This window comes from Parapontixanthobacter aurantiacus, assembly GCF_009827635.1.
Lineage (GTDB): Bacteria > Pseudomonadota > Alphaproteobacteria > Sphingomonadales > Sphingomonadaceae > Parapontixanthobacter > Parapontixanthobacter aurantiacus.
Genome location: NZ_WTYW01000001.1, coordinates 268,112 through 292,649, shown reverse-complemented (window position 1 = coordinate 292,649; position 24,538 = coordinate 268,112). Strand labels below are relative to the sequence as shown.

General features: G+C 60.9%; 23 protein-coding genes. 11 read left to right on the top strand and 12 right to left on the bottom strand.

Translation table 11 applies throughout. The features are described from left to right. Positions 1-4: 4 nt before the first annotated feature. Positions 5-838, bottom strand: a complete 834-nt coding sequence (gene map / locus GRI38_RS01360; protein WP_160681222.1) for a type I methionyl aminopeptidase — start codon at positions 836-838, stop codon at positions 5-7. A 73-nt stretch (positions 839-911) separates the two neighbouring features. On the opposite strand from map, the gene GRI38_RS01355 reads away from it, so the two are divergent. The 7 genes from GRI38_RS01355 to GRI38_RS01325 all read left to right on the top strand — a co-directional run bounded on the left by GRI38_RS01355 (position 912) and on the right by GRI38_RS01325 (position 7,782). Beyond that, entirely contained in the window at positions 912-2,312 is a 1,401-nt protein-coding gene (locus GRI38_RS01355) for a leucyl aminopeptidase family protein (protein WP_160681221.1), read from the top strand. Between the two features lie 156 nt (positions 2,313-2,468). Then, on the top strand, positions 2,469-2,774 hold the full coding sequence (locus GRI38_RS01350) for a hypothetical protein (RefSeq protein WP_337191217.1): 306 nt from the start codon (positions 2,469-2,471) through the stop codon (positions 2,772-2,774). Continuing rightward, the gene (gene argC / locus GRI38_RS01345) at positions 2,775-3,713 is read left to right on the top strand and encodes an N-acetyl-gamma-glutamyl-phosphate reductase (RefSeq protein WP_160681219.1); all 939 of its coding nucleotides are present in this window, start codon (positions 2,775-2,777) and stop codon (positions 3,711-3,713) included. It abuts the gene before it with no gap. A gap of 240 nt (positions 3,714-3,953) precedes the next feature. Beyond that, entirely contained in the window at positions 3,954-4,292 is a 339-nt protein-coding gene (locus GRI38_RS01340) for a P-II family nitrogen regulator (protein ID WP_160681218.1), read from the top strand. 47 nt (positions 4,293-4,339) lie between these two features. Next, the gene (gene glnA, locus GRI38_RS01335; RefSeq protein ID WP_160681217.1) at positions 4,340-5,749 is read left to right on the top strand and encodes a type I glutamate--ammonia ligase; all 1,410 of its coding nucleotides are present in this window, start codon (positions 4,340-4,342) and stop codon (positions 5,747-5,749) included. Positions 5,750-5,852: 103 nt separating this feature from the next. Then, positions 5,853-6,470, top strand: coding sequence for a glycoside hydrolase family protein (locus GRI38_RS01330; protein ID WP_160681216.1), 618 nt, complete (start codon positions 5,853-5,855; stop codon positions 6,468-6,470). Positions 6,471-6,525: 55 nt separating this feature from the next. Next, positions 6,526-7,782, top strand: coding sequence for a DUF1996 domain-containing protein (locus tag GRI38_RS01325; protein WP_160681215.1), 1,257 nt, complete (start codon positions 6,526-6,528; stop codon positions 7,780-7,782). A 6-nt stretch (positions 7,783-7,788) separates the two neighbouring features. On the opposite strand, the gene GRI38_RS01320 is transcribed toward GRI38_RS01325, so the two are convergent. The 4 genes from GRI38_RS01320 to GRI38_RS01305 all read right to left on the bottom strand — a co-directional run bounded on the left by GRI38_RS01320 (position 7,789) and on the right by GRI38_RS01305 (position 16,430). Beyond that, a complete protein-coding gene (locus tag GRI38_RS01320; RefSeq protein WP_160681214.1) occupies positions 7,789-12,018 on the bottom strand; it encodes a translocation/assembly module TamB domain-containing protein in 4,230 nt (1,409 codons plus the stop codon). Continuing rightward, the gene (locus GRI38_RS01315; protein WP_237487302.1) at positions 12,018-14,111 is read right to left on the bottom strand and encodes an autotransporter assembly complex protein TamA; all 2,094 of its coding nucleotides are present in this window, start codon (positions 14,109-14,111) and stop codon (positions 12,018-12,020) included. Before GRI38_RS01315 ends, GRI38_RS01320 begins: the two co-directional genes overlap by 1 nt. Before the next feature lie 115 nt (positions 14,112-14,226). Beyond that, positions 14,227-15,072, bottom strand: coding sequence for an arginyltransferase (locus tag GRI38_RS01310; RefSeq protein ID WP_160681213.1), 846 nt, complete (start codon positions 15,070-15,072; stop codon positions 14,227-14,229). Positions 15,073-15,188: 116 nt separating this feature from the next. Continuing rightward, positions 15,189-16,430, bottom strand: coding sequence for a threonine ammonia-lyase (locus GRI38_RS01305; protein WP_160681212.1), 1,242 nt, complete (start codon positions 16,428-16,430; stop codon positions 15,189-15,191). A gap of 150 nt (positions 16,431-16,580) precedes the next feature. Between GRI38_RS01305 and GRI38_RS01300 the strand changes: the two genes are divergently transcribed. The 4 genes from GRI38_RS01300 to GRI38_RS01285 all read left to right on the top strand — a co-directional run bounded on the left by GRI38_RS01300 (position 16,581) and on the right by GRI38_RS01285 (position 19,495). Further along, positions 16,581-18,257, top strand: coding sequence for an amidohydrolase (locus GRI38_RS01300; protein ID WP_419880261.1), 1,677 nt, complete (start codon positions 16,581-16,583; stop codon positions 18,255-18,257). 168 nt (positions 18,258-18,425) lie between these two features. Continuing rightward, complete coding sequence (locus tag GRI38_RS01295; RefSeq protein WP_160681210.1) at positions 18,426-18,650, top strand: hypothetical protein; 225 nt, start codon at positions 18,426-18,428, stop codon at positions 18,648-18,650. Between the two features lie 179 nt (positions 18,651-18,829). After that, positions 18,830-19,051, top strand: coding sequence for a hypothetical protein (locus GRI38_RS01290; RefSeq protein ID WP_160681209.1), 222 nt, complete (start codon positions 18,830-18,832; stop codon positions 19,049-19,051). A 225-nt stretch (positions 19,052-19,276) separates the two neighbouring features. Further along, positions 19,277-19,495, top strand: coding sequence for a hypothetical protein (locus GRI38_RS01285; protein WP_160681208.1), 219 nt, complete (start codon positions 19,277-19,279; stop codon positions 19,493-19,495). Positions 19,496-19,564: 69 nt separating this feature from the next. Here GRI38_RS01285 and tatC read toward each other — a convergent pair whose 3' ends face one another. From tatC to GRI38_RS01250, 7 genes are all read right to left on the bottom strand, one after another. After that, positions 19,565-20,353 (bottom strand): twin-arginine translocase subunit TatC, encoded by a 789-nt coding sequence (tatC, locus tag GRI38_RS01280; RefSeq protein ID WP_160681207.1) that lies wholly within the window; start codon positions 20,351-20,353, stop codon positions 19,565-19,567. A 3-nt stretch (positions 20,354-20,356) separates the two neighbouring features. Next, positions 20,357-20,788, bottom strand: a complete 432-nt coding sequence (gene tatB, locus GRI38_RS01275; protein ID WP_160681206.1) for a Sec-independent protein translocase protein TatB — start codon at positions 20,786-20,788, stop codon at positions 20,357-20,359. Positions 20,789-20,823: 35 nt separating this feature from the next. After that, positions 20,824-21,078 (bottom strand): twin-arginine translocase TatA/TatE family subunit, encoded by a 255-nt coding sequence (locus tag GRI38_RS01270; RefSeq protein WP_202389814.1) that lies wholly within the window; start codon positions 21,076-21,078, stop codon positions 20,824-20,826. 80 nt (positions 21,079-21,158) lie between these two features. Beyond that, positions 21,159-21,776 (bottom strand): SMC-Scp complex subunit ScpB, encoded by a 618-nt coding sequence (gene scpB, locus GRI38_RS01265; RefSeq protein ID WP_160681205.1) that lies wholly within the window; start codon positions 21,774-21,776, stop codon positions 21,159-21,161. Then, entirely contained in the window at positions 21,773-22,606 is an 834-nt protein-coding gene (locus GRI38_RS01260) for a segregation and condensation protein A (protein ID WP_237487301.1), read from the bottom strand. The genes scpB and GRI38_RS01260 overlap by 4 nt, the downstream gene beginning before the upstream one ends. After that, positions 22,603-23,634: a beta-N-acetylhexosaminidase gene (nagZ, locus tag GRI38_RS01255; RefSeq protein WP_160681204.1), complete on the bottom strand. Its 1,032-nt coding sequence runs from the start codon at positions 23,632-23,634 to the stop codon at positions 22,603-22,605. Before nagZ ends, GRI38_RS01260 begins: the two co-directional genes overlap by 4 nt. Positions 23,635-23,743: 109 nt before the next feature. Beyond that, positions 23,744-24,538, bottom strand: a complete 795-nt coding sequence (locus tag GRI38_RS01250; RefSeq protein WP_160681203.1) for an SPOR domain-containing protein — start codon at positions 24,536-24,538, stop codon at positions 23,744-23,746.

Below are 24,538 nucleotides of genomic sequence, written 5' to 3'. Positions count from 1 at the left end.
AGAACTAGTCTCCGCCGTAGGGCGGTCGATCCAGCCCGGCTGGGCTCTTCGTGAAAATCTCGTTCCCTGTTTCGGTTATGCCGATCGAGTGTTCGAATTGTGCCGACAGCGACTTGTCCCGCGTAACGGCGGTCCAACCGTCATTGAGCATCTTCGCATGCGGACGCCCCAGATTGATCATCGGCTCGATCGTGAAGAACATTCCGGGCTTCAACTCAGGACCCGTTCCGGCCCTGCCCGCATGAACGACTTCGGGCGCATCGTGAAACAGCCGCCCTAGCCCATGCCCGCAGAACTCGCGTACGACGCCGTAACGATGCTTCTCCGCGTGCTTCTGGATCACCGCGGAGATGTCGCCCAGCCGCGCGCCCGGTTTTGCCGCTTCGATACCGAGCATCAGGCATTGGTAGGTCACGTCGACCAGACGTCGCGCCTTCAACGGGATCTCACCGACAAAATACATTCGGCTCGTATCGCCGTGCCAGCCATCGAGCAGCGGGGTCACGTCGATATTGAGAATATCGCCTTCCTTCAGCACTTTGTCGCCGGGAATCCCATGGCAGATGACGTGGTTTAGCGAAATGCAGCAGCTATGGGCGTAACCCCGATATCCCATCGTTGCGGGAACAGCACCGGCATCGAGCGTCATCTGCCGGACCTTGTCGTCGAGTTCGCCGGTCGTCACGCCGGGCCGCACTTCGTCGACCAGGGCATCGAGGATCGAAGCCGCCAGTTGCCCGGCCTTCCGCATACCTTCGAAACCGTGTTCGCCATGCAGTTTGATGGAGCCGTCGCGATAAACGGTCTCGTCGCTGTCGATTACCTGATATTGTGTCATGCGCCGCTACTTAGCGCTTCGCGAGCAAAAAAGCGAGGTTGGAACATCGCTTCAATGCGCTAGTAGGAATGGCATGAACGATACCGATGCCTTGATTGCCGCCGATAGAGGGCAGGACGCCACCGAAATTCACCTCGTAAACAAGGAAGGCTTCGGTAATTGGGCCAAGCGGCTCAGCGCGTCGCAGCGAGCATTTTTGCAGGCTCAGAAATTCGACGGAAGCGGCTATCAGGTCGGCATCGTTCCGAATGGCGATAGCTGGTTTGCCGTGGGCGGCGTGGCCGATCCGCATGACGTATCGAGCTGGTGCCTCGCAAAACTCGCCGAGGAATTGCCTGAAGGCACCTATCGCCTTGCCGACGATGACATCGACAGCGGGATCGCCCCAGCCCTTCATGGATGGCAGACCGCGCAATACCGGTTCGAGCGATACGTCAAGAACGAGAAAGCCGTTGGTCCGCGCATCTTTCTGACGAAGCAGGTTGCTGCGATCGATCCGGCGATAGCCGAAGCCCAAGCCGAAATGCTTGTGCGCGATCTCGTCAATACGCCAGCCGAGGACATGGGCCCGGCGGCCCTCGAAGCGCAATTCGAGCGGCTGGCAAAATCTTTCGACGCAAAGCTCGAAGTGACGCGTGGCGATGCGCTGGAACAAGGTTATCCCATGGTTCATGCCGTCGGCAGAGCCGCGGCGCGTCATCACGCACCCCGCATCATGCATCTGACCTGGGGCAAGGATGGTGATCCGGTCGTCGCTATCGTGGGCAAAGGCGTGTGCTTCGATTCCGGCGGGCTGGACGTAAAATCGGCCTCGGGCATGAAGCTGATGAAAAAGGACATGGGCGGCGCGGCGCATGCAATCGCGCTGGCCGAACTCGTGATGAAGGCAGGTTTGCGCCTGCGGCTGCATGTGCTGGTTCCAGCGGTTGAAAATGCGATTTCCGGCAATTCCTTCCGTCCGGGCGATGTCCTGAACAGCCGAAAAGGACTTACCGTCGAAATCGGCAATACCGATGCAGAAGGTCGCCTCATTCTCGGTGACGCGCTGACCCGTGCGAGCGAGGAAAACCCCGAACTCATGGTCGATTTCGCCACCTTGACCGGCGCGGCGCGCGTCGCCTTGGGCCCCGACCTTCCCGCCCTGATGACGCGTGACGATGAGACTGCCGCCCAACTCATCGCGGCGGGGAAGGATTGCGACGACGAAGCGTGGCGTTTGCCGCTGCCCGAAGCCTACAACGAATGGCTTTCCTCCGATATTGCCGACACCAACAATGCGCACGATAACAGCTTTGCAGGAGCCAGTGTTGCGGGCCTATTTCTCGACAAGTTCGTCGGCGAAGGCATCGACTGGGCGCATTTCGATACCTATGCGTGGCGCCCCTCGCCCAAGCCGGGACGTTCGAAAGGCGGCGCAGCCTATGGTTTGCGCGCCACCTTCCGAATGCTGAAGGGTCGTTACGGCTCTCGCTAACCCTCGAATAACCAGTTTCCGTAACTTGCCGCAGCAAGACCGGTCGTATAAGCGGTCGCTACGCCGATCCGCGCGATCAAGCGACTTGAAGAGCCATTCTTGAGCATAACCACTTCATACGACGTTCCTTCCGGGGAATTGGGTTTGAAACGAGCCGTGACCCGGCCCGCGCCCGGCACGCTGCCGCTGCGCGGAGACCTCGCGCATATCGCGCTTGCCGATCGCTACCTTGCCGCTCATTACGTCGTTCCGATAGCAGCGACTGTCAGAGCACAGTCGACTGCTTTTCGCTTGCAGCCTCGTGAAGACGCTGAACTTGGCGCACTACTCGATGCCGGGCAGCCCATCGAGCTTCTAGATTTGCTCGGCGACTGGTGCTGGGCTGCGATCGGGCCCGAGGGGCCGAGCGGCTATCTCGAACGCAACATGATCGAGATCGAGAATTCGGACGGCCCGCTGTAAGTGGCGGCACGCATATTCATCGATGGAGCCGCCGGTACGACCGGTATCGAAATTCGTGACCGCCTCGCTGGCCGTTCCGATGTCGAACTGTTGCTCCTGCCCGAAGATCGGCGGAAGGATGCGAGCGCGCGGAGGGAACTGCTCAACGCAGCCGACATAGCGATCCTTTGTTTGCCGGACGACGCGGCACGGGAAGCCGTCGCGCTTATCGAGAATGCGCAAACGCGCGTTATCGACGCCTCTTCGGCGCACCGGGTTACGGACGGCTGGACATACGGCTTTCCCGAACTGATCGGCATGGAAAAAGTCCGCGATGCGGACCGCGTGAGCAATCCAGGGTGTTATCCGACCGGCTTTCTAGCCTTGCTTGCGCCGCTGACCGGCGCTGGCCTTCTGCGCACGGATTATCCCTATTCGGTCAACGCCGTGTCGGGCTATTCGGGTGGCGGAAAAGCCCTGATCGAACGGTTCGAACAAGCGCCTGAGCTTGCCTTTCGTGGCTATGCCTACGGGGGAGAGCACAAGCATCTGCCGGAAATGCAGACCTATGCATGGCTGAATGCTCCGCCCGTCTTCGCTCCCAGCGTCATACCGGCCTTTCGCGGCATGATTGTTGAAATTCCCCTTACCGCGCAGGCGTTGGGCAAAGCTTCCACGATGAGCGAACTGCGCGCATATCTCGCTGACTTTTACGCCGCCGGCACGGTCATCAATGTAGAGGCGGGTACCGAACCGCCCTCGGAATTGCTGATCGAGGACGACAAAGACCCGTCCGACGGCATGACATTGTGGGTCTTTCCTTCGCCGGATGAACAACAGGCTCGACTGGTAGCCCTCCTCGACAATTTGGGCAAAGGGGCGAGCGGCGCAGCCATTCAATCGTTGAACTTGATGATCGGCGCGCCCGAAACTGAAGGATTGCGCCTGCCGGGTTGCTGAAAATTTAGGCAACTTTCGAACAATTCTTGAGCAGTCTCGGCTAGCTGAAATTTGCCACCTGCCGAATGCGTGGTAAGAGAGTTGGCAATTCAAAAGGGAACGCCGCCCGCGCCGCGATGTCGTGCCATCCATCAACAAAATGTCGATGTGGCACGGTTCTTGAATGAGAGTAGACGTGCGCGCGGCTGCGACTTTCATGTTCGCCGTTCCAGTTAGCAGAACGAGAAGGTTTCGAGCCAAGTGAAGAAAATCGAAGCGATCATCAAACCCTTCAAGCTCGACGAAGTGAAGGAGGCCCTGCACGAGATCGGGGTTTCGGGCATCACCGTTACCGAAGCGAAGGGTTTCGGTCGCCAGAAGGGTCACACGGAGCTTTACCGCGGGGCCGAATATGTCGTCGATTTCTTGCCGAAGGTTAAGCTCGAGATCGTCGTATCGGACGGCATCGCGGAACGGGTCGTCGAAGCCATTGCTTCGGCATCCCAGACGGGACGGATCGGCGACGGGAAGATTTTCGTTTCCTCGATCGAAATGGCACTTCGCATCCGCACGGGCGAGAAAGACGACGACGCCATCTGATCGCGTCGCGCCCCCATCATTAACTTACCATCTGGAGATAACCGCAAATGGCTAATGCAAAAGACGTCCTGAAAGAGATCAAGGATAACGAGATCGAATGGGTGGATCTCCGTTTCACCGATCCGAAGGGCAAATGGCAGCATCTCTCGATGGTAGCGTCGGTTCTCGGCGAAGACGAACTTGAAGACGGCCTGATGTTCGATGGCTCGTCCATCGCCGGTTGGAAAGTGATCAACGAAAGCGACATGATCCTCAAGCCCGATCTGGAACGGACCTATATCGATCCCTTCAGCGCGACGCCCATGATGATCCTTTTCTGCGACATCGTAGAGCCATCGTCGGGCGAGCTTTACAGCCGCGATCCGCGCTCCACCGCCAAAAGGGCCGAAGAATATCTGAAGTCCACGGGTATCGGCGACACGGTTTACGTCGGACCCGAAGCGGAGTTCTTCATGTTCGACGATGTCCGCTTCGAGGACGGTTATGCCGGTTCGGGATATTCGATCGACGATGTCGAATTGCCGACCAACTCGGGCAAGGAATACGAAGCCGGCAACATGGCGCACCGTCCGCGTGCGAAAGGCGGCTACTTCCCGGTAGCTCCGGTGGACAGTGCCGGGGACATTCGCGGCGAGATGGTCTCGACAATGATCGAGATGGGCCTGAACTGCGACAAGCACCATCACGAAGTGGCAGCCGCTCAGCACGAACTGGGTCTCACATTCTCGACGCTGACGAAGACTGCCGACGAGATGCAGATCTACAAATACGTCGTGCATCAGGTCGCTCACGCCTACGGAAAGACGGCAACATTCATGCCGAAGCCGATCAAGGCCGATAATGGGTCGGGCATGCATACGCACATGTCGATCTGGAGCGACGGCAAGCCGACCTTCGCCGGAAACGGGTATGCCGGATTGTCGGATACGTGCCTCTATTATATCGGCGGCGTCATCAAGCATGCAAAAGCGCTGAACGCATTCACCAATCCGACGACTAATAGCTACAAGCGCCTTGTTCCTGGTTTCGAAGCGCCGGTTCTTCTGGCGTATTCGGCGCGCAATCGCTCGGCCTCTTGCCGTATTCCGTACGGCGCCGGCGACAAGGCGAAGCGGGTCGAGTTCCGCTTCCCCGATGCGATGGCAAACCCTTATCTTGCCTATGCCGCGCTCCTGATGGCCGGCCTCGACGGGATCCAGAACAAGATCCATCCCGGAGATGCGATGGACAAGAACCTGTACGATTTGCCCCCTGCCGAGTTGGCGGACGTTCCGACCGTTTGTGCGTCCCTGCGTGAAGCGCTGGAAGCTCTCGAGGCGGACCACGACTTCCTGCTGCAGGGCGACGTGTTCTCGAAGGATCAGATCCTCGCTTATACCGAATTGAAGTGGGAAGAGGTTTTGCGGGTCGAAACGACGCCATCGCCGGTGGAGTTCGATCTCTACTACAGCGCCTGATCTTTCGATCTGCTGTCTCACGAAAGGCGTCGGCTGCGGCCGGCGCCTTTTCTTTTGAGCAAAACCATTTTCCTACATTAGCTCATTAACCTATCTGGTTCACATGAAACCGATATCGCTTAGTGATAAGAAGCCTGTTTTCGACTTCGTTCGCGGATTGATAGGCAGGAGTTTTCGCAGGGACGAAATCGAACGCCTGGACGAATTACTCGATCGCCTTCAGCAGTCTTCCGACGACGAAGTTTTGGCCGAGCCAATGCGAATCTCGCAAAGAGGCGTAGATCTCATTCGCCTGTTCGAAGGATGCGCCCGGATACGTTCCGATGGTCTTGTAGAAGCGTATCCTGATCCGGGCACGGGTGGCGCGCCTTGGACGATCGGTTGGGGCGCGACGGGTCCCGGCATCTCGCGAGGAACGGTCTGGACCAAATCGCAATGCGCGGACCGCCTCTCCGCTGATCTTGACGTTTTCTCTGGGGAGGTGCGCGCCGCCATCGGTAATACGCCTACCACCCAGGCTCAATTCGACGCCCTTGTCAGTTTCCATTACAATACGGGCGCAATTCGCACGGCGACGCTGACAAGGCGCCATCGATCACGCGATTATGCTGCCGCGGCTACCGAGTTCTCACGCTGGAATAGGGCTGGCGGCCGTCTTCTCAAAGGTCTGATCCGGCGCCGGACCGCAGAAGCCGCCTTGTATCGCGGCGAGGAATATTAATTCCCGACACAGTTTCTCTCCTGTATTCTCCCATGTCATGACTGGAATTCGACGAATGAAGTATCGCTTACCTTCGATTTTGACCTGCCTCGCGATCGGCTATCACGTTCCGGCGAATGCGGAACAGCAACAGCCATCGTCCCCCGCTATTGGGTGCGAGCCACAGGCCGGGCAGGTTGATGAACTAGCAGCGATTTCGGACGAGATCGAATGTTACGCAGAGACGATAAACCTTGCGCTGACGAAACAGCGTGAAACGACGCAGCGCCTGCGCGAAGTCGCGGCGCAGCGGCGCCAAACTTCCGGCGGTTCAGCGCTCGAAAAAGCCAAGGTAGATGACGGATTGGACGCAAACGCACTCATGGGCGGTTCGTCCATTCCGAAGTCATCTGCCCCTGACGTCGTGGGTGCGTTCCGATTCCTCTGCGGTCCGGGTCAGTTATCCTACAACGATCCGCTTGTTTATCCTGGACAAAAGGGAAAGAGCCATCTTCACCAGTTTTTCGGCAATCTGGAAGCCGATGAGAACAGCACCTATGAGAGCCTCCGCGCAAGCGGGGAAAGCACTTGCACGAGCGACCTCAACCGTTCCGCTTACTGGATTCCGGCCCTTCTGACCGGGGACGGAAACGTCGTTCGCCCTCGCGCAGTATCGGTTTACTACAAGCGCCGTCCGGCATCCGACGAATGGTTCGAGCAATTCGGCAACGAAGCGGCGGGATTACCTCGCGGCCTCAGCTATATCTTCGGCTGGGACAGCAACCGTCGCACTGAGAGACAGTACAACGCCTCCAGCTTCAAGTGCAGTGGCAAGGGCAAGTCGGTCAAAGGTACGATGAGCGAAGTTCTTGCAGATTGTCCGGCAGGATCGACCTTCATCGCGAACATCACATCGCCCGATTGCTGGAACGGCAAAGACCTGACTGCGTCTGACAATCGCAGTCACATGGCACGCATGAAACGCGATCGTAACAGCGGCAAGGCGTCATGTTCGAAGTCGCATCGCTACGTCCTTCCCAAGTTCACCTTGACCGTTGTCTACGACATCGAGGCGGGCGACGTTCCATCGAACTGGATGTTCGCCAGCGATCACATGGTCCCCGAAGCTTGGCGCGAACCGGGATATAGCTTTCATGCCGACTGGTTCGGTGCCTGGAACGACGAAGCACTGGCAGCATGGCAGGACGGCTGCATAGACAAACAGCTCAACTGTTCGGACGGCAATCTGGGGACCGGCAAACGGCTCAAGCGCAATGCTCACTACCCTGGCGAAGACTATGAGCGCATCGTACCGGTACCAGCGCGTCCCTGACGCGGATCAATAATCGCGGCTGATCTCGGCGACGGCGCTTTCGCGTCCGATCGTCGAGACGGTTGCGAGCAGCGACAGCCACCTTGTCACGCGGAACTCTACCTCGGTCGCACTGTAACCGCGGCCGTCGGTGATGATTTCGACATAGACTCGCCGTCCGATGTTCTTGCCGAAGGCGACGCCCGTTCCGCGATCCAGAACGGGGTCGGCCCCTACGAAACGAAGCCGGTCGAGCCCAATGGCGGTTCTCAACTGGTTTATGGGGTCGAGCCCCCCGCCCCCTCCCTGCAGGGATGCAACGGCCGATCCGAGTTGCAAGGCATCGGTCGCCGAGAGCGAGGTAATCGAACCGCCGAATAGCAGACGTGCGAGAATTTCCTCTTGGGGAAGCGCCGGTACCGAACTGAACGACACCTCGGGCTGCTGAGCGCTCCCCTGAACGTTCACGGTGACGTCAAGATCGTTCTCCTGCGTTTCCGCAATGATATCGAGCCTCGGATCGATCGCAGTATCCTCGTCGAAAGCGATGCGCCCGCGAGTGAGTTCGAACCGCGTTCCGGCAAAATTGTAGGCACCTCTAACGACCGTCGCCTGTCCACCTATTCGCGGATTGTCGGTCGTTCCGCGCAGGATGATATCGGCCCCCCATTCGCTGTCCAGCCCGAGACCGTCGACGTCTATCCTGCTCGGCCCCCGCGCGTCGATGAGATAACGCCAGGGCCGCCCCCCGGCGACCGTCGGAGCAATATCGGGCGGAATGTTGATCTCGCGCGTTGCGATTCTTGGCAGGTCCGCTTCGGCCGCGGCCCGCCCCAATGACCACGAGGCGCGGTTGATCCGCAAACGTCCGGCGATCGTGCCACCAAAACCGTTGGAAACGATGCGCAAGGGGCCGCTGACTGTCGCGCTTAAACCGTTCGCATTGACGAGGCGGGCACGCTGAGCATTCGCGCGAAGGTCAAGCCGCGGCCCGCGAACGCGCAGGCTCCTACGCTCGACCCGCTCACCCAGCCCCGCCAGATCGACGATACCACTGCCCGTCAGCGTTCCGCCATTCGCCGTCGATCCCGCAAAGCGCGTCAATTGCAATCGCGATCCGGTAAAGCGTCCATCCACCGACACGTCTCGTATGTCCGTGCCGGAAACGCCGCTTCGCAGTCGAAGATTATCACTGCTAATCGATCCGCGAACGCGCGGGTTAGCGATACTTCCGCGAAAATCGGCGGCAAGCGCGACGGGCCCGGTCATATCGAAGGCATCGATCGCGGCGAGGCGCCACAGGGCATCGGCCCGTCCAGCATACCGCAATTGGGCGAACAAATTGCCGAGCCGCAGTCTTTCTCCGAGCGAACCCGTGGTCGGCAATCTGTCTATTCGCACCTGAACCCTTCCGCGACGTTCGCTGCCTTCGTTCAGGACCGCTCTCGCCGCTGCGCTGGTTGAGGTCACTCTTCCGACGAGAGCGAGATCGATTGGCGCAGAGGTGAGAACGAGTCCCGAACGCGTCAGGTCGTCTATCTTCAGTCGTATATCGGCATTCGGTAGGCCGCTATCTCCGACGCGATAGTCTATCCGGCCCGACATCGTCCCGCCGAGACCGATATCCGAGAAAACGACATCGGCCAACGAGAGCGGCAATTGCGATAGACCAAGATCCAATCTCAATTCGCCCGGATCGCCCAAGATTCCTTCGGCGACGATTGCACCCTGCCCGTAGCTAATCTGGGATCGCGCAAGGTTCCATGCGCCATTCGAAAGCTTTGTAAGAACCGCCCGGCGGGGCATGGAGATGCGACGGTTTCCATACTCGCCGCGCGCCACGACATCGATCCGCTCAGGCCTGATGGCCGCGTTCAACTGCAGCGCAAACCGGCTGCTGCGTCGTCCGGCGATGGATGCCGTGACGCTACCGACGCCGTCGTTCAGCTCGCCGGTAGCGGCCAGACGGCCGATGAAGAAATTTCCATAGCTCAGCCCCGCAGCCCGGAGGTTCCCTTCAAGTGTGGTGCGATCGCCAAGCACGCCGTATGCCTCCACCTCGGCTTGTGCGATGGAGATCGGAACTTCTCCTGCAAACGAAGCGTCGCGCGCCGATAACGACAGCCCGAGCCTTTGGCCCGCGGGGGAAGGTGCAAGATCAACCGTTCCATCGAGGCCGCCACCCGAAAGCGACAAGTCTCCGGAGAGACCGGTTTGCGTCAGGGAAAGCACGCCAGCAACGTCCGTTTGCCAGACCCGCATGTCTTCTATCGCTATCCGCGTCGGTCCATCCTCGGGCGCGAAAAGATTGAGATTGCCTGCAAACTCACCAAGCGACGATTGCCCCTGCGTTGCGATCGACAAGCCATCGTTATCTGGGGCAATGGCAAGCCGAACATCGCGTAGTCCGGCGGCTGGAAACGGACTTTCAAACAGCAGGACCGCGCTCGGCCCGCTCTCGCCAATCCCGGCTTCGACATCGAAAGCGCCGAACCTGACGTGCCGCCCTCGGCCCGCAACCCGGGTGGTTCCATCCTCTATCCGACCATCAAGCAGCATGTCGACATTCGCCGCGTCGAGGCGCAGATCACGGAAAACCAAAGGCGCATTTCCGCCGATCGTCAGTCCGCCTTGTACCGCTATGCGCGGGCCGGCCAGATTGGCGATCGTCCCGTTGGTTACCGGATCGACCAAGCCGGAAATCTGCGATCGCAACGTCCACGGGTTGTCGTTGCCGAGGTTGAGCGCGATCTGAGCCGTTCCGCTCAGACGGCCGACGTCCTCGAGCTGCAGATTAGCCACGTCCACAGGGCCGGTGAACCGGTAGTCGCCTGTTCTCACATCTCCGCGCAAGGCCAGGTCCGCTCGCAATTCGGGGAAACGAACCGCCAGACCGTCGCTGATCAAGCGGTTACCGTCGAGGACGAGGTTTCCGGCTACGCGCCCGTTGCTTAGTTGCGGGTCAAACAATGCATTGCCTGTTGTCACGCGGACAACGGCGAGGTTAACCGGCAGCGTCCAGCGCCTTCCCTGCCTATTCAACCTTCCGGAATGTGATACGTCACGAAGGCTTGTCGAACCAAGGACGATCCGTTCGGCTGCGAAAAGGTGTTCGATGTCCGTCTGGTCGAACGGTCCATCCAACGTAGCCGCGAGACGCGCATTCTCGAGCCGTATCTCGGGACCGAAGAGGTCCGTTCTGACGGGCTGAACCATCACGTCGAAATCGCGAAATGCGTTTTCCGCCAGATCAATCTCACCAGCGGCCTTGCCTCTCAACGCCGCAGTTCGAAACGCCAGACGTGCGTCGACGAGGCGCTCTTCTACGGTCGCATAAGCGCGCAGCGACGCTGTTGCACCGAGCAGGTCCTGCAACAAACCCGTCGTAACGTCGGACAGATCGGTCTGTCCCACCAGTCCCAGCCGCCCTGCCCTGTTGGTCAGGCGGAAAGCACCGATCCTTTGCCCGGCACGATCGATCGCGATGCCGCCATTCCATCGAGACCACCGTCCTTCTCCAGCAATGACAGCCCGGTAGGACGCCTCGGCTCCGAGAAGTCCCGCCAGCACGCCGTTTTGGGGCGCACGGTAATCGAGCGAAAGGTCGAAGAGGTCGTCCTCCGGTCGGGCCATCAACACGACCGCCAACCGATCTTGCTCTCCGAGCCGACCGGCAGCGCGAAGCTCAACCTGTTCGCCATCGAGGTTCGCCCGCCCTCGCAAGTCCACCTGCCGGCCTACATTTCCGGCAACACCGGGGGCAAGTGTAAGGCGCTGGATGTCGAAGCTGTCGATGCTAATATCGATATCGGGAATGATTGGACTGTCGTCATCGCTCTCCCTCAGTTCGGGCAAGCGCAACAGCGTCGCACGGCGCGCGGAAATGCTGCGTATGTCGACGAGGTTTCGAAAGTAAGCGAACGGTCGCCAGTCGAGCCGCGCTTCGGGGATGGTCAGGAATACGCCCTGCGGGTCGGACAGTTCGACGTCGTATAGAGTTGCATCGCGGAACAGGCTTCCTTCCACGCGTCCGATCGCAATGCTGAGGCCCGATTGCGTTTCCACGCCCCCGATCCTGTCCGCTATGAAGCGCTGCCCTGCTGAGGTGTTCAGAAATACGGCGAATGCTGCGAGCAGCAAGGCGACGGCAAGCAGGATTAATCCCAGCCATTTGGCGACGCGTTTTACCCGGTTCGAACGAAAGCCGAACTCGTTTTCCTGTTCAAACTCGTCATTTTCCAGGACCGGTTCGGCCATCAGAAAGCCTGACCGAGCGAAACGTAAACGGCAACCGGGCTGTCGTCCGGCCCTGGATTGAGCGGAGCGCCGACATCGACGCGGATCGGCCCGAAACTCGTATGATACCGTAGACCGATCCCCGCCCCGAAGCGTATCGTTTCGAAATCCGGCAACGTCTCCACGCCGACGGACCCTGCATCGAGGAACGGAACGATGGAGACCGCCCCGTCGAACAAGCCCGTGCGGATGCGTGCTTCAGCGGAAACCTCGACGAGCGAACGGCCCCCGTTGGTTTCGCCCAAAGCATCGCTCGGTCCGATCTGGCGATAGCCGTAGCCGCGGACAGATCCGCCCCCGCCTGCATAGAGGCGGCGTGACGGCGCAAGATTGTCGGTCGGGCCGCCGGGGATGCTCGCAAAGCGGGTTCGCGCGGCGAGGACGACGTTCTGCATGACGCTTCGGTACGTGCTGGCATCGACCTGTCCACGCAGAAAGAAACTTTGCTGGTTCAAGTTCTCGTTGCGGCTGATTTCCGGGGACAGGCGCCCGCCAAGCCGAAAACCTCGCGTCGGATCGAGGAGGCTGTCGGTCGTATCGATCAGGGCGGAAGCGGGCAAAGCCGCGACGAAGAAGGTCTCTCTGGGATTCGTCACGCCATCGATCGGAGCCGGCCGTTCGTCGGTCGCGACAAGTTCGATACCGAAACTCCAGCTTAGCGGCTTCTGGTAAATCAGGGTCGATGTCTGTTCGTAGGTCGCAATGAACGAGGCCGTATTGGCATCGAAAGCCGGGCTGTCGATCGTACTGGCGAAAGCATCGAGGTTTAGCACACGGTCCCGGCCCCCGAAATTGCTCTTGCGCAGGGTGATGCCTGCAAGTTGCTCTTGCGTGCCAATGATGCCGCGCACGCGAAACGCCCCCTCGGGCGGGAACAGATTGCGATGCTCCCAGCTTGCCTGAACCCGCAAGCCTTCTTCCGATCCGTAACCGATCGCTCCGGCGATGGTCCTGAGCGGTGCTTCGGTCAGTTCGACGTCGAGCGCTACCCGGCCCGGCGTATCGCCGACCGGCGGGGCGACTTCGCGGACCGACACATCTACCGAAGAGACGATACCCGTCGCAGTAATTGCGCGGCGCAGATCGAGTTCGAGGCTGCGCTGGTAGAGATCGCCTTCCTCGAAGCGCGCAATGGTCTCAAGATGTTCGCCCGACAGGAACTCGGGTCTGTTCGAGGTAATATTACCGAACGCATATCGGCCGCCGGGGGCCACCGGCATGTCGAGGTCTCCCTCGCGTCGATCGTGATCGATCAGCAGGCTGGGCTGGCTGATGCGCGCGAAAGGATAGCCGGTTTCGCCCAATGCGATGTCGAGTTCTTCACGTTCCGCGACGATCCTGTCGCTGGAAAGAAAGTCGCCGCTCGATATGTCGAACTGCTGCCGGAATGCTTCGGCTTCCGCATCCTCGTTCAGTGCGCCCAGATCGACCGCGCCGAAGCGATATCGCTGGCCTGGGACGACGTCGAACCGGACTGCCGCCGCGTCGTCCGGATCGCCCGGCCCCTCGCCGACATTGCGAATAATCTGCGCATCGTAATAACCGTAGATCTGCAAGAGCCGCGTCAGCAACTCCTCGTCCTCGCGAGCTCTTGCCGCAAGGAGCGAAAGGTTATCGCCGTCCCTGTCCAGCTCCTCGATCGTCGAGAGGCTTTCGAAGCGCTCGAGAAATTCGGTGCGTTCGGGAAAGGCGTCGTCATCGTCGGGAAAGGTGAGTGCCAGTTCATCGCCGACGCGAAAAATGTCTTTGTCTCCGACAGGCGCTATGGGCGCTTCATCGAGGTCGGCGAGATCGACCGAACCATCGGGTTCGACTAACTCGATCTCGGCCAGTTCGAATTCGTCGGGCCACGCAAGGCCGAGACCCGGAAGATTGGCAAGCGGCGTTTCGGGAAGGGGCGCGCCCGGATCGATGGCTGCGGCCGCTTCTTCCGCGACCTCTTGGACGTCGCCTTCGGTATCGGCCTCCAGCACATCCTCGGCATCGAGAGGGGAAGCCGGCGCCCCTTGCGTCGCCCATGCTTCGGGGTTTTCGACGGCTTCGTCGGGAATCAACTCTTCTAGACGCTCGGGAACATCGCGGTCTTGTGCCGAAGCCGCCGATTGAAAAACGAGAGTGGCTGTAAGCGAGAAACAGACGCTGCGCAGGCAGCGCGACGAACGCCTGCTCTCAGTCTTCGTTCTCGCTGACGACCCGCTTCCCGTCCTTTGCAGGACGTGGTTCACGTTCGCTCCGCTCCGCGCGACGCACGGCAAGCGCGATAAGCCGATCCTGTTCGTCGTCGGAAATCCGTTCCCATCCGTCACGGGTGAGCCTTTCCATCGGACGAAAACGGATCTTGTACTGCATCCGGTCCGACCCGTTGACCCAGTAACCCAGGTAAACATACGGGAGGCCCATCTGCTTCGCCCGGCGGATATGATCGAGAATAATATAATTGCCAAGACCCGAGCGGTCCTTATGCGCTGGATCGTAGAAACTGTAAATCATCGAAAGGCCGTCGCCCTGATAGTCCGTCAGGCAGGCCGCAACCAGCCGCCCCTTGCCGCCGGGTGTCGTGGCCGGTTCGCGGTATTCTATGACGTTGCTGGAAACGGGCGTATGCTCGACCATGTCGGCATAGTCGCTGTCTTCCATCGAAGCCATGCCGCCGCCCGGATGACGTACGGCGAGATAGCGCTGAAGCAGATCGAACTGCTCCGCCGTCGCCCAGGGACGACATTCATGCGCCTCGAGGTCGGCATTGGCTTTTAAAAGGCGCTTCTGACTCTTCGAGCCAGCGAACTCCTCGGCGAGGATACGAACGGAAACACAAGCGTTGCAGTCGATACAACTCGGGCGGTAGGCGACCGTCTGGCTGCGCCGAAAACCGATCCGGCCAAGAGCCTCGTTCAACTCGTCGGTGTCGCTTCCCTTAAGCTCCGTGAAGACCTTCCGCTCCGTCTTGCCGGGAAGGTACGGACAAGGGGCCGGGCTGGTCACGAAAAATCGGGGGAAACGGATCGGGGCAGTCACGTCTTCTTGCGAACCTTTGCATCGAATTGAGTCGGTAACGATTTCTTAAGACCTGTCTAAACCGTTTCGTTCCCGATGCAAAAGCAGTTAACCATCAATCTTGATTTTCCAGCAGATTATCCGAGTTCCACGGGGGTCACGACATAGTCCTTCGCTCTCAGCGATTCGATCAGGCGATCGATTTGCTGGCGGTCACGCGCTTCGCATTCGATGTCCGTAATCAGTCCCTTCGCAGGCAGCGTCGTGAATATTCGCTGATGGTAGATTTCGATGATGTTGACGTTGTGCTCGTCGAATTCGCGCATCACCTTGTAAAGTGCGCCCGGGCGATCCTGTAGCGTGATCTGCAACCGCGCAAGGCGTCCTTGACGGGCAAGGTCGCGCAGGAGGACGTTCGCGAGCAAGCGCGTATCGATGTTTCCGCCGCACAGGACGAGGCCGACCTTCGAGCCTGCGAATTTCTCAGGGTTCGACATCACCGCTGCGAGACCTGCTGCGCCAGCGCCTTCGACGACGGTCTTCTCGATCTGAAGAAGCAGCGAAACCGCGCTTTCGAGCGCCCCCTCATCGACCAAGACAATCTCGTCGACCAATTCGCGGATGATCTTGCTGGTGAACCGCCCGGGTGCCTTGACGGCGATCCCTTCCGCCAGCGTGTCTCCTCCGCAGACCACCGTTTCGTCCTTCATCGCTCCATACATGGAGGGATAGAGGGCGGCCTGCACCCCTACGAGCCTGATGTCGTCGGACAGCGCGCGGGCGGCAGTCGCCATGCCGCTCATCAGTCCGCCGCCGCCGATCGGCACGACGAGGCAGTCGAGATCCGGTACGATCTCCATCATCTCGAGCGCGACAGTTCCCTGCCCCGCAGCAACGTCAGGGTCATCGAACGGGTGGATGAAGGTAAGACCAAGTTCCTGTTCCAGGCGGCGGGCATGTTCGGAGGCATCGTCGAACGTCTCTCCGTGCAGCACGACCGTACCGCCCACCCGCTCTGTTTGCATCACCTTCACCGTCGGAGTGGTGCGCGGCATGACGATCGTCACCGGTGTGCCCAGCCGCGTTCCATGATAGCTGAGACCCTGCGAATGGTTGCCGGCCGAGGCCGCGATTACCCCGCGCTGCCGCTGTTCTTCGGGCAGCAGCAACAGCGCGTTGAGCGCACCCCGCTCCTTGTAAGCCGCTGTAAATTGCTGATTTTCGAACTTCAGCCAGATCTGCGCGCCGGTGATGTCGGAGAGGGTCTTCGAGTGCATCATCGGCGTCTTCACGACGGCATCGCCGATCCGCTTTGCCGCCGCCTCAATATCGGCGATCGTCAGTGCGTCCCTGCCCGGAACCTTGGAATGCGCGGTCATCTGCTGCGTTTTCATGTTTTCGGGGGTAGGCAAGCCGCCGTTCGAGTGCAATGCGATTAGCATTTGCGCTTGCGATAATTCGCCTTCACGGGTCACCGCCAAGGGGCCACGCCCGAACGCAAAACCAGACTGAAAACGAGGGTCACAATGATGTCTAGAAGGTACTTAAGCGCACCCGCCGCGGGGTTGGCGATGCTGACCGCGGCGTTTTCGGCGGCTCCCGCCCCCGCCGATATGCTGGTCGATAACGTCGACGGTATCACTCTCGGCGAAGAGGGCGAAGTAATCCGGTTCGTCGCGCTGCGTGTCGATGACGATGGCAAGGTTGCCGAGATCTTCGAGCGAGGCGACGACCTCCCCCGCGATGTCGACTATCGGCTCGACGGCGAAGGGCGAACGATGGCCCCAGGTTTCATCGATTCGCATCTGCACGTCATGGGCATCGGCTTCGGCGCCCTGACCCTCGACCTGTCGCAAACCGCATCGCTCGACGAAGCACTGGCGGCGATCGCCCGGTTCGCGGAAGAGAACCCGTCACGTCCGTGGATCCTGGGTGGCGGCTGGAACCAGGAGCAGTGGGGCCTCGGTCGCTTCCCCACAGCGGCGGAGCTCGACGCGGTCGTCCCCGACCGCCCGGTCTATCTCACGCGGGTCGACGGTCATGCCGGATGGGCCAACAGCCGCGCGCTCGAACGCGCCGCCATTACAGCCAAGACTGCCGATCCCGACGGCGGCAGGATCGAACGGCTCGCAAACGGCCAGCCTTCGGGCGTCTTCGTCGATGCCGCCGAAACGCTGGTCACTCGGCACATCCCGGCGCCCCGCCCTGCCGAACGCGATCTTGCCCTGAGCGAAGCGCAGAAGCTTCTGCATGCGCAAGGCGTGACGGCAGCAGCCGATATGGGCACCTCCATCGAGGACTGGCAGGCTTACCGTCGGGCCGGAGATGCCGGCACGCTTACCTTGCGGATCATGGCCTATGCCGGCGGGGTCGAGGCGATGGACATCATCGCGGGCAGCAACCCGACCCCATGGCTTTACGACGACCGACTGCGGCTGAACGGGGTGAAGCTGTATCTAGACGGAGCACTCGGCTCGCGGGGGGCATGGCTGAAGGAGCCCTATGCCGACGATGCGGACAATACGGGCCTGCCGTTGCTCGATCCGGCGCAGCTACGCAATCGCATGAGCCGCGCCGCGATCGGGAACTTCCAGCTCGCCATCCATGCCATCGGCGACGCCGCAAACGCCGAAGTTCTGTCCGCCGTGCGCGAATTGCAGGAAACCTATACCGGCGACAGGCGCTGGCGCGTCGAGCACGCACAGGTCGTCGATCCCAGCGAACTCTCCCAATTCGGCGAACTCGGCCTCATCGCATCGATGCAACCCGTCCACCAGACCTCCGACCGCGTAATGGCGGAAGCCCGGCTTGGACCGCAGCGCCTCGACGGTGCCTATGCCTGGCGGACGATCGCGGAAAACGGCGCGACGCTGGCGCTGGGATCGGATGCTCCCGTCGAGCGCCCCGACCCGCTCACCGGCATGGCCGTCGCCATTTCGCGTGTGGACGATGCCGGCGAACCTTTCGGAGGTTGGCGCCCGGACGAGACCATCGAGCGCGAGCGCGCTTTTGCCGGATACACGATGAATGGCGCATATGCCGGCTTCGCCGAGGGGCGCTTTGGACGATTGCTTCCGGGCGAACGAGCGGATTTCGTCCTCCTCGATGTCGATCCGCTGATGGCGAACGAACGCAATCTGCGTGATGCGGAAGTTGCCGAAACGTGGGTCGGCGGCAAACTCGTCTACCGGCGCGATTCGCAATAAGGGGTCGAGCATTGCGATATATTGGCAACAATCGCCGGAATAATGGGGTCTTGCTTGAAGAAGCAGCGGTTCTTTGAAATACTTGTCGCAGAACAAAATCGACTATCTTCGCGTTGCACGACGCCAACGCCTGAGTTCGTCGACGAAAAATGAATTGAGGAAGCGAAGATGAGAAAGACGATTGCGGCCGCGCTGGCACTCGCCATCATTGCAACTCCGCTTGCGGCGCAGCAGGCCATGGCCGGGCTGGATCGCGCAAATGCGCCTGTTTCGGGAGAAAGCGAACTGGGCGGGAATAACGATCTGTTCTTCGTCGCGGGAATCGCGGCGGTTGCTGCTGCCGTGCTCTTGCTGTCGGAAGACGATCAGGAAGAGCCGGTCAGCGCCGGATAGTTTCAAAGGGGGTTTTCGTCGTGAAATCCGGCCATCCGGCAGGACGGAACGATGAAACAAATGGGTTGAGTGGTTCGTTCGAACCGGCGCAACGATCTTGCAAAAGACGCGCGAATGACTTAGCCCCTCGCTTGAATTTCGGAGAATTCCGAAACTCACATGTGGTTAGGGAGTATCAAATGAAATTCCGTACACTCGCTGCAGCGACTGCTGCAGTATCTCTTGCGGCTGCTCCGGCAGTTGCACAGTTCGAGCGGAGCACGGCTCCGGTCGAAGACGAATCCGAACTGGCTGGTGGCTCGAGCGTCGTAATCGGCATTCTCGCTGCTGCTGCTGTTATCGGCGGCATCATCATCCTCGCCGACGGCGACGATGACGATCTTCCGGTAAGCGTCGGCTAATCGGACCAGAAATTCGTTTTTCGGACGGGGCCCCTCGCGGGCCCCGTTTTCGTTCCAGCCTCGGATACCGGCGTGCAGGTGCCTCCTGTGCCTTTTTGGTAACTCTCTATTAACGTTATCTTCCTAATGCTCGATGCGAGACCGTTTGTTCTTGAATTGCGGTTTCCAGATTCTAGTATTGGCACGACACCGCTAACGGTTCTGGATTATACGAGGGAGTTTCCAATGAAGTTTCGTACCATCGCTGCGTCGCTCGCAGCCGTTTCGCTGGCCGCCGCACCGGCAGTCGCACAGTTCGAGCGCAGCGCCGCTCCCGTCGAAGGTCAGTCCGAACTGGCTGAAGGTTCGACCCTTCTCTGGTCTGCTGTTGCGATCGCTGCATTCGTTGGCGCAGTCATTCTCGTAACCGACGACGACGACGATGAGCCGGTAAGCGCAGGCTGATCGTTCAAGGATCGCAATTAAAAAGGGCTCCGTTTCGGAGCCCTTTTTTGTGTCCGCTTCCTTGCGAAATCACTCAGCAGTGGGGTCGACCACTTCCGAACTCGCGCTTTTGCTTTCGGTAAATCGCATGATGAGAAGCGATCCTTCGAACAGCAGATAGAGCGGTATCGCCAGGATCAATTGGGAGCCCGGATCGGGCGGCGTGACTATGGCAGCGACGGCTACGACCGCGACGATGACATAGCGGCGTGCCCCGATCAGCTGGTCGCGGCTCACGAGCCCTGCCCGGTTCAGCAGCAGCAAGAGGACCGGCAGCAGAAAACTGATCCCGAAGGCGAGGATGAATTGCATGACGAGCGACAGGTACTCGCCCGCGGCGGGCAAGGCCTCGATATCGACGCCGCCGGTCTCCCCCTGAAATCCCAGGAACCACCGGAAAGCGGTCGGCATGACGACGAAATAGGCTAGCGATGCCCCGGCAAGGAACAGGATCGGCGTTGCGAGAAGGAAGGGCAGGAACGCTTTCTTTTCCTTGGCGTAGAGGCCCGGCGCGATAAACGCCCAGAGCTGGTTCGCGATGATCGGGAAGCTGATGCAGAAACCGGCGAACAGCGCGACCTTCAGCTCGACAAAAAAGACTTCGTAAAGCTTTGTGTAGATGAGGCGACTGTTGCCGTCCTCGAACGCTGCGTCGAGCGGCCTGACGAGAAAGCCCAGAATGTCGTCGGCGAAATAAAGACAGATGCCCGATGCGATGATCAGGGCCAGCACGCAGCGCACGAGCCGTCCGCGCAACTCGATCAGGTGATCGAGCAGCGGCGCCTGCGTCTCGTCGATATCCTTGATCTTCAGCGCCATCGCTCAGCCATCGCTCCGATCGACCTGCTGATCGCGAGGCGTCGTCTTACGGTGCTGCGATGTTTCGCTGTCCGATGCCGGCTCGCCTGACGCGTCGGTCGGCGGTCGGACGCGGGCACGCGCTTCCGCAGCGGCACTATCGGCAGGGTCGGACTGCGCGGGATCCGCAGACTTGGGCGGTTCGACTTCCTTAGAGACGTCGGGATGTTCGGCCATGATACGCTTGTTCTGCTCAGCCCATTTGCGCTCCATGTCCTCGATCTCAGCCTCGCGTATCATCGCATCGATGCCGCTACGAAAATGGTTCGACATGCGGCGCGCCTTCCCGATCCAGCGGCCTGCCGCGCGCAAGGCAGCAGGCATGTCCTTGGGCCCGATGGCGAGGATCGCCACGACCACGATGAGGAGCAATTCGGTGGCGCCGATATCGAACATATTTTGCGGCGGCCGGACCGCCTTCCTCGTTCAGCCTATTTGCGCAGATCGGACGTTTCGCCGTCCTTTACTGTCTGGTCGGCAGGCTTCGCCTCGTGAACGCCCGGCCCCTCGATCCGCTTCGCCGGTTCGCCCGGCTTGGCAGAGGGCGCGTCTTCCTCGTTCATGCCCTGCTTGAAGCTTTTGATGCCTTTGCCGAAATCGCCCATCATTTCGGAAATCTTGCCCCGCCCGAACAGGACGAGGATGACGATGGCGATGATGATGAGCTGCCAGGGGCCTAGGGACATAATCTGAAACTACCTTGTTTGTGCATGGTCTGCGCCGTCCGATATAGGCGTTTCCCGGTCGCAGTGCCAGTGGTTGCGCATCATCCGGCCGCCTCGTCGTCGCTTTCCCCAGCTTCCCCCGGTTCCCCGCCGGAGCTGGTCAGCGCCTCGAACGCCTCGTCCACCGGATCGAGCATGCCGGTCGCACGCAATTCCTCGATACCGGGAAGGTCGCGGCGCGAGGAAAGGCCGAAATGATCGAGAAATTCAGGCGTCGTCGCATAGATGACCGGGCGGCCTGGAACCTCGCGGCGGCCAGCGACCTTGATCCAGCCCGCTTCGAGCAGCACGTCCAGCGTTCCTTTTGCCGTCTGGACACCGCGGATCGATTCGATTTCGGCCCGGCTGACCGGCTCGTGATAGGCGACGATGGCGAGCACTTCTGTTGCTGCACGGCTCAAGCGGCGCGACTGCTCGCGCGTCGTTCGCAAAAGATGTGCTAGATCGCCCGCGGTCTCGAAATGCCACCGGCGCCCGCGCTCGACCAGCGCGATGCCCCGCCCTGCATAGTCTTCCTGCAATTGTGCCAGAGCCTCGCGAATTCCCTGCCGGTCGGCATCGCCCAAATGGGCGGCGATCTGTTCCGCCGATAGCGGGTCCTCCGCGGCGAAGACGGTTGCCTCGACCGCGCGCAGCAGATCGTCGGGCGGCTCGCTCACTCCGGGCGGCGCCTCAGCAGGAGCGGGCCGAACGTCGCCGCTTGCTGCAATTCCGCCCGTCCCCGCCGGGCGAGTTCCAAGGCAGCGACGAAGCTGGAGGCAAGCGCCGACTTCCTGAGGCGCGGCTCGGCATGTGGCGGCAGGAAGTCCTCCAGTTGCATCCAGTCGAGCGTCACCCCCAGCATGGCAGAGACCCGGTCGAGCGCGCTTTCCAGCGTCATCACCGGCCGCTCGCGCACCAGGTGGACCGCAGGCGCAGTCCTCGACTTGACGCGACCATAGGCCTGGAACAGCGAATATGCATCGCAGCGCCAGCGGATCGCGCGGTCGGTCCGCAACCCTTCGGGATTGCCTCGCAGGAAAATATCGCGTCCGATCCGGTTGCGCGCCATCAGCCGCGCGGCTGCCTCGCGCATCGCGCCGAGCCGCTGCAGGCGAAGCTGCAGTTTCAGCGCCAGTTCCTCTGCACTCGGCTCTTCCTGCTCGTCCTTCGGCAGGAGAAGCGCGGATTTGAGATAAGCGAGCCAGGCGGCCATCACGAGGTAGTCGGCGGCCAGCTCCAGCTTCAGCGCGTCGGCCTCCTCGATATATTCGAGGTATTGATCGACGAGCGACAGGATCGAAATGGCCCGCAAATCGACCTTCTGTCGCCTTGCGAGATCGAGGAGGAGGTCGAGCGGCCCCTCCCACCCCTCGAGTTCGAGGTAGAGCGTTTCCGTGTCCGGCTTCGCCTCGTCCTCTTGCGAAAAACTCCAGAGCCCCTCGCGCTGGGGTTTGGGAAGATCGCGCTCGGCCTCGACGAGCCCTAGGATCAGGTCGGTTTCGCTCAAGCCGCTACTCCCGCCGCCGCGATCAGGGCATCGCGCCGGGCCAGCAATTCGCGGGTCCGCTCTCCCTCCTGCGCTTCGCCGGGTGCCAGCCGCGTCCGTGCAAGCGCGGCTTCGAGCCGCTCTTTACCCTTTTCCGACGGCTCAGGCAGCCTTTCCGCCAGACCCTTCATGTCGTCCATTTTCGCCCAGCAATTGAGCACGAGGTCGCATCCCGCCGCGATGGCCGCCGCCCCGCGTTCGGGGATAGTGCCGCTGAGCGCCTCCATATCGATATCGTCGGTCATCAGCAGGCCGTCGAAGCCAATTTCGCCGCGGATGATTTCGGAAATGACTCGCGACGAAAGCGTCGCCGGATGGTCTTCGTCCCAGGCGGTGAAGATCAGATGGCCGGTCATCCCGGCGGGCGCCGTGTTGAGGGCCTTGAACGGCGCGATGTCCTCGGCGAGTTCTGCCGCGCTGGCGGTGACTCTCGGCAATTCCTTGTGCGTATCGACCGAAGAGCGCCCGTGTCCGGGCATATGCTTGATGCATCCGGCAACGCCCGCACGCTCCAGTCCGTCGAGAATGGCGCGACCGATGGCCGCCACCTGTCGCGCATTGCTGCCAAGGGCGCGGTCGCCAATCACGTCATGTGCGCCTTCGCGCCCTACATCGAGGGGTGGATGGCAGTCCGCCGTAATGCCGACCGCGGCGAGTTCCCGGCCCAATGCCTCGGCATTGGCGCGTGCCGCCTCGATCGCGCTGGCCGGAGCAACCTGATAGAGCGCGTCGAACACCGCGCCAGCCGGAAAAGCTGGCCATTGTGGCGGCTTCATCCGCGCAACCCGTCCGCCCTCCTGATCGATGCAGATATAAAGGCGCTCGCGACCGTGCAGCGCGCGCAGCTCATCGGTCAGCGCCAGCATCTGTTCGCGGTCGATGCAGTTGCGTCCGAACAGGATATAGCCCGCCGGGTCGGCATCCTTGAAAAAGGCCGCTTCATAGGGGGACAGCCGCTCTCCGGCAATTCCGAAAATCACAGGGGTCATGCCCGTCAAAGTCGCAGCAAAGCTGGATTTTGGCAAGCGCGGTAAGGATTGTCAGATGTGGATATGGCCGCGCCGCGAAGCTCGTCGCCATCCCGGTTAAGCAAAGCTGCTACCGCTTGACCTGACAGTCCAGTCCGTTGTCGCGCAGCGCGCCGCAAAGCCGGTCGGCGGCCGCTCCGTTTTCAGCGATCGCCTGCAAACGATAAACGATCCCGATATCCGCGCGTCCACGCACCACGCGGTGACGGACACCGTTAAGGACTTCCGTCTGCCGCTGCAGGGTTTGCCAGCCGGTCTCGGCCGCTGCCTTGGTCGAATATGCCCCCACCTGAACGCCCACGCCGTCATTGGCTTGAGCGATCTCCTCGGCATCGCTCGACACCGCGTTGATGGACGGGCCGCTGGCGGCGGGTTCGGACCGCGTCTCGGCGCGCGTCAACGCTGGCGCAGTCGCCGCAGCGGGGGGAGCGACCGGCTCGGTGATGGCTCTGCTCGCATCGGCCAGCCGACCCTCGCGCTGTTGCCCTTCGCCGACCGCGAAACTCGTATCGCCCGTTCCCTCGAACTCCTTGCCGCCGGCATCTTCGGGGCGGACCTTATAGGGTTCGGCCGGGGCTTCGACGATGCTGCCGTCGGGAACCGCATCGCCTGTGCCGCTGCCCGCGGTCAGCCACCAGATAGCGCCGACGATGGCGAGCACTGCGACGAGGCCGAACGCAGCGAAACTCACGATCCGCCCGGTTGCGATTGCACTCGCGTCGTCATGGTTGTCGTCTGAATCGAGCCAGGGAAGACGCTCTTCGTCGTCGAACCCGAGCTGATGATCGTGTTCCCAGGCCGCATCGGCCGTTCCTTGCGAGAAAGCCGCCCCGCGTGCCTGACCTTTCGGTCCCAACCCCGCCAT

Excerpts from the sequence above, each read along its gene's own strand:
- map (WP_160681222.1), bottom strand. The coding sequence starts at position 838 with ATGACACAATATCAGGTAATCGACAGCGACGAGACCGTTTATCGCGAC.
- GRI38_RS01355 (WP_160681221.1), top strand. The coding sequence starts at position 912 with ATGAACGATACCGATGCCTTGATTGCCGCCGATAGAGGGCAGGACGCC.
- glnA (WP_160681217.1), top strand. The coding sequence starts at position 4,340 with ATGGCTAATGCAAAAGACGTCCTGAAAGAGATCAAGGATAACGAGATC.
- GRI38_RS01330 (WP_160681216.1), top strand. The coding sequence starts at position 5,853 with ATGAAACCGATATCGCTTAGTGATAAGAAGCCTGTTTTCGACTTCGTT.
- GRI38_RS01325 (WP_160681215.1), top strand. The coding sequence starts at position 6,526 with ATGAAGTATCGCTTACCTTCGATTTTGACCTGCCTCGCGATCGGCTAT.
- GRI38_RS01320 (WP_160681214.1), bottom strand. The coding sequence starts at position 12,018 with ATGGCCGAACCGGTCCTGGAAAATGACGAGTTTGAACAGGAAAACGAG.
- GRI38_RS01305 (WP_160681212.1), bottom strand. The coding sequence starts at position 16,430 with ATGACCGCGCATTCCAAGGTTCCGGGCAGGGACGCACTGACGATCGCC.
- GRI38_RS01300 (WP_419880261.1), top strand. The coding sequence starts at position 16,581 with ATGTCTAGAAGGTACTTAAGCGCACCCGCCGCGGGGTTGGCGATGCTG.
- GRI38_RS01295 (WP_160681210.1), top strand. The coding sequence starts at position 18,426 with ATGAGAAAGACGATTGCGGCCGCGCTGGCACTCGCCATCATTGCAACT.
- GRI38_RS01290 (WP_160681209.1), top strand. The coding sequence starts at position 18,830 with ATGAAATTCCGTACACTCGCTGCAGCGACTGCTGCAGTATCTCTTGCG.
- GRI38_RS01285 (WP_160681208.1), top strand. The coding sequence starts at position 19,277 with ATGAAGTTTCGTACCATCGCTGCGTCGCTCGCAGCCGTTTCGCTGGCC.
- tatC (WP_160681207.1), bottom strand. The coding sequence starts at position 20,353 with ATGGCGCTGAAGATCAAGGATATCGACGAGACGCAGGCGCCGCTGCTC.
- tatB (WP_160681206.1), bottom strand. The coding sequence starts at position 20,788 with ATGTTCGATATCGGCGCCACCGAATTGCTCCTCATCGTGGTCGTGGCG.
- GRI38_RS01270 (WP_202389814.1), bottom strand. The coding sequence starts at position 21,078 with ATGTCCCTAGGCCCCTGGCAGCTCATCATCATCGCCATCGTCATCCTC.
- nagZ (WP_160681204.1), bottom strand. The coding sequence starts at position 23,634 with ATGACCCCTGTGATTTTCGGAATTGCCGGAGAGCGGCTGTCCCCCTAT.
- GRI38_RS01250 (WP_160681203.1), bottom strand. The coding sequence starts at position 24,538 with ATGGCGGGGTTGGGACCGAAAGGTCAGGCACGCGGGGCGGCTTTCTCG.